This window comes from Streptomyces sp. NPDC006265, assembly GCF_040613555.1.
Taxonomy (GTDB): Bacteria; Actinomycetota; Actinomycetes; order Streptomycetales; family Streptomycetaceae; genus Streptomyces.
In genome coordinates, this window is record NZ_JBEXSH010000638.1 from 1,828 (window position 1) to 5,390 (window position 3,563).

General features: G+C 70.6%; 5 protein-coding genes. 1 reads left to right on the forward strand and 4 read right to left on the reverse strand.

Annotated features, from left to right (window positions below; translation table 11 throughout):
- Positions 1-108: 108 nt before the first annotated feature.
- A complete protein-coding gene (locus tag ABZ281_RS36080; RefSeq protein ID WP_051715698.1) occupies positions 109-933 on the reverse strand; it encodes a helix-turn-helix transcriptional regulator in 825 nt (274 codons plus the stop codon).
- Between the two features lie 343 nt (positions 934-1,276).
- On the opposite strand from ABZ281_RS36080, the gene ABZ281_RS36085 reads away from it, so the two are divergent.
- Complete coding sequence (locus tag ABZ281_RS36085; RefSeq protein WP_356662283.1) at positions 1,277-1,792, forward strand: ATP-binding protein; 516 nt, start codon at positions 1,277-1,279, stop codon at positions 1,790-1,792.
- Positions 1,793-1,883: 91 nt separating this feature from the next.
- Here the strand turns inward: ABZ281_RS36085 and ABZ281_RS36090 are convergent, their stop codons facing one another.
- The 3 genes from ABZ281_RS36090 to ABZ281_RS36100 all read right to left on the reverse strand — a co-directional run.
- Positions 1,884-2,102, reverse strand: a complete 219-nt coding sequence (locus tag ABZ281_RS36090) for a DUF397 domain-containing protein (protein ID WP_229873094.1) — start codon at positions 2,100-2,102, stop codon at positions 1,884-1,886.
- Positions 2,103-2,790: 688 nt separating this feature from the next.
- Positions 2,791-3,024, reverse strand: coding sequence for a 30S ribosomal protein S18 (gene rpsR, locus ABZ281_RS36095; protein WP_030845993.1), 234 nt, complete (start codon positions 3,022-3,024; stop codon positions 2,791-2,793).
- A gap of 6 nt (positions 3,025-3,030) precedes the next feature.
- Positions 3,031-3,563: GTP-binding protein (locus tag ABZ281_RS36100; RefSeq protein WP_356662284.1), on the reverse strand; the 533-nt coding region annotated here is incomplete at its 5' end.

Genomic DNA, 3,563 nt, shown 5'->3' on the forward strand with positions numbered 1-3,563 from the left:
AGGAGAGCGGGGCGACTCCGTCAGGAGAGCGGGGCGACTCCGTCAGGAGAGCGGGGCGACTCCGTCAGGAGAGCGGGGCGACTCCGTCAGGAGAGCGGGGCGACTCCGTCAGGAGAGCTGGAGGAGTCCCCGCAGAAGGTCCCGGCTCTCCGAGGGGCCCGGGCTGTCGCTCTGGAGCTCCTTGAGCGCCTTCTCGTACTGGGCGACGTCCTCGGCCTTGTCCAGGTACAGCGCGCTGGTGAGCTGCTCCAGGTACACGACGTCCGACAGGTCGGACTCCGGGAAGCTGAGGATCGTGAACGCGCCACTCTCGCCGGAGTGGCCCCCGAGGCTGAACGGCACCACCTGGAGGCGCACGTTGGGCCGCTCGGAGATCTCGATGAGGTGCTGGAGCTGGCCCCGCATCACCTCGCGGTCGCCGTACGGGCGGCGCAGGGCGGCCTCGTCCAGGATGATGTGGAAGTCCGGCGCGCGCTCGTCGACGAGGTACTTCTGCCGCTCCAGACGCAGCGCCACGCGGCGTTCGACGTCGGCCTCGCTCGCGCCCTGCATGCCCCGCCGGACCACCGCGTGGGCGTACGCCTCGGTCTGCAGCAGTCCGTGCACGAACTGCACCTCGTAGGCCCGGATCAGCGAGGCGGCGCCCTCCAGGCCGACGTAGGTCGGGAACCAGCTGGGCAGCACATCCGAGTAACTGTGCCACCACCCGGCGACGTTGGCCTCCTTCGCAAGCGACAGCAGGGAGGCGCGTTCCTGTTCGTCCGTGATGCCGTAGAGGGTGAGCAGGTCCTCGACGTCTCTGGTCTTGAAGCTCACCCGGCCCAACTCCATCCGGCTGATCTTCGACTCGGAGGCGCGGATCGAGTAGCCCGCTGCCTCGCGCGTGATGCCCCGCGCCTCACGCAGTCGCCTGAGTTGTGATCCGAGCAGCATGCGCCGCACCACCGATCCCGGCTCTCCCGCGCTCACGTTCGCCAGCCTCCCCAACGTCTTCAGGGGCCGCAGTCTGCCACTAAAACACTCCGAGCAGTACTCGTCCGGTTACGGAAACGGAATCGAGATGGTCGACGCTCGCGCGCGGGAGCAAGAGGAAGGCAAGTGAACGGCCAAAGAAGGACCCGAAGATGACGGAAAAATTGACCAACAAGCGGTACGGGACATCTCATTCCGGCCCCGTGCACGTGCATCTGCCCTTGCATCTGCTGTACGCATCCGAAACCATGGTCCCGCACCACCGCCGCATCGCACCGACCGCGAATTCCCGGGAGTGCCTCGCATGGGGACGAATGGATCGACCATGCTCGAGCCGTTACGGCAGGGCCTTCCGCCGCTGGATCCCGCGGCCGTGTCCGACGCCGCCTCCTGCGCTCTGCCCGCCCGCTACGAAGCGGTGCGCGAGGCACGGCGGTTCACCCGCAAAACCCTCGACCAGTGGGACATGGGCGAGCGGTTCGACGACGTGTGCCTGGTGGTCTCGGAACTCGTCACCAACGCCCTGCGGCACGGCCTCCCGGCGAACGACGTGCGCGCCGGCGGCCGTGAGGCTCCCGTGCGGCTGCACCTGATGCGGTGGACCGAGCGTCTGGTGTGCGCGGTGCGCGACCCCAGCCACGACAGTCCCGTCGCCCGGGAGACCGACGACTTCTCGGCCGAGTCGGGCCGCGGATTGTTCCTCGTCGACTCCTTCAGCGACAGCTGGGGCTGGCATCCGCTCGCGGGCGCGCTCGACGGCAAGGTGGTCTGGGCGCTGTTCCGGCTGCCGCGGACGGGTTCGCGGCCGGCCGGGGAATGAGAAACCGCGGCGCTTCCTCGCGTCGCGGTTCTACGCGCGTCACCGCGCATTGAGTGGTGATTGCCCCGGTTTCTCCAGGGCGGACCGATCGTCAGCCGCCCACCAGGTGGTCGAACTCGCCGTCCTTCACACCCAGCAGCATCGCTTCGATCTCCGCACGGGTGTAGACCAGCGCGGGACCGTCGGGGAAGCGCGAGTTGCGCACGGCCACGTCACCGCCCGGCAGCCGGGCGAACTCCACGCACGAGCCCTGCGAGTTGCTGTGCCGGCTCTTCTGCCAGGCCACACCGTTCAGCCCGGCGGCAGCCATACCGTTGTACACGTCGTGATCCACAGGTCGCTCCCCGGTGGTGCACTGGCTGGTGTGGCCATTGGTGCAGTGGTCAACTGACCCGGATCATAGCCCTGTTCATGTGCAGATGCATGGGCAGATGCACGTGCACGCGGGGTGGTCCTGCGGTTACAGCTTTGACGACCGCTTTACCGAGCTCTTGACTGTTTGACGGCCCTGCCCCGTCTCTCGTTCCCGGAGGCCTGCGACGAAGTCGCCGGATTCGGGGAGGTCCGGTGGAGGCGGAGCATCCGCTCGACGGCGGGACGCAGTGGCCGCGGCAGGGCCGCGCCGGAGAAGCGTGAGCTGAGGCGCGGGGCCGCGGGAAGGACGTTCGACCTGCCGACCGGCATCCGGAATACCGCTGCGGCCTGCGAGGACGGGGAGAAATGGGCCGGTCGCGGGAGGCGCGGGTCGTCCTCCCGGCCGGTGCGTGCTCGGACCAGCGCCGGACGGCCGCTCGACGTCCTGCCCCGGGCGACCCGCGCCCCGGATCACCCCGGACGACGACCGCGGCCCGGCAGGCCCGACCGGCGTCCGGCCCGGTCCTGACGGCCCGCCGCAGCCCGTGACGCCGGTCGGTCGGCGGCGGACTCCGGCCCCGTCACCTCATGAGGAGGAGGCCCCACCCGTCAAGCGTGGGGAACCTCACCCGGTTGGGACCGGCTCAGCGGGCGGTGTACGGCAGCAGCGCCATCTCGCGTGCGTTCTTGATCGCCCTGGCCAGCTGCCGCTGCTGCTGGGACGACACCCGGGTGACCCGGCGGCTGCGGATCTTTCCGCGGTCGGAGATGAACTTGCGCAGCAGGTCGGTGTCCTTGTAGTCGATGTACGTGATCCCGGCCTGGTCCAGGGGGTTGGGCCGGTCCTTGGCGGGCTTGCGGTCGGGCTTGCGCGGCATGGGGGGTCAGACCTCCAGGAGGGTGTCGAAGGCGTGCGGCAGCCGCTGCCAGGCGTCGCGCCCGGCGGCGTATTCGGCGTCGGTCAGCAGGCAGGACTCCAGCAACCGCTCCAGGCCGTCCCGGTCGAGGCCGGGCGAGGTGAAGACCAGGTGCTGGCAGCGGTCGCCGTGCTCGGCGTCCCAGTCCAGTGCGGCGGCGGCCCGGCGCACCGGCGGGACCATCTCCCAGGCCGCGTCCGGCAGGGAGGCCAGCCAGGGGCCCGCGCTCTCCACGCACAGGGCCCCGCCCGCCGCGTCCCAGTGGAACAGCGTGTCGGGCTTGTCGGCGAGCCAGAAGCGGCCCCGGCTGCGGGCGGCCGCGCAGGTCAGGTTCTCCAGTGCGGCGTACAGCCGCTCCGGGTGGAAGGGACGGCGCCGGCTCCAGACCAGCGTGGTGACGCCGTGCGCGTCGGCCTCGGCGGGCAGCAGGGCGCAGGCCGGGTGCTGGGCGGCGGCGGCCGCCTCGACGTCGAAGCCGTCCAGGGCGGCCTGGCCCAGGA

Excerpts from the sequence above, each read along its gene's own strand:
- ABZ281_RS36080 (WP_051715698.1), bottom strand. The coding sequence starts at position 933 with ATGCTGCTCGGATCACAACTCAGGCGACTGCGTGAGGCGCGGGGCATC.
- ABZ281_RS36085 (WP_356662283.1), top strand. The coding sequence starts at position 1,277 with ATGGGGACGAATGGATCGACCATGCTCGAGCCGTTACGGCAGGGCCTT.
- ABZ281_RS36090 (WP_229873094.1), bottom strand. The coding sequence starts at position 2,102 with ATGGCTGCCGCCGGGCTGAACGGTGTGGCCTGGCAGAAGAGCCGGCAC.
- rpsR (WP_030845993.1), bottom strand. The coding sequence starts at position 3,024 with ATGCCGCGCAAGCCCGACCGCAAGCCCGCCAAGGACCGGCCCAACCCC.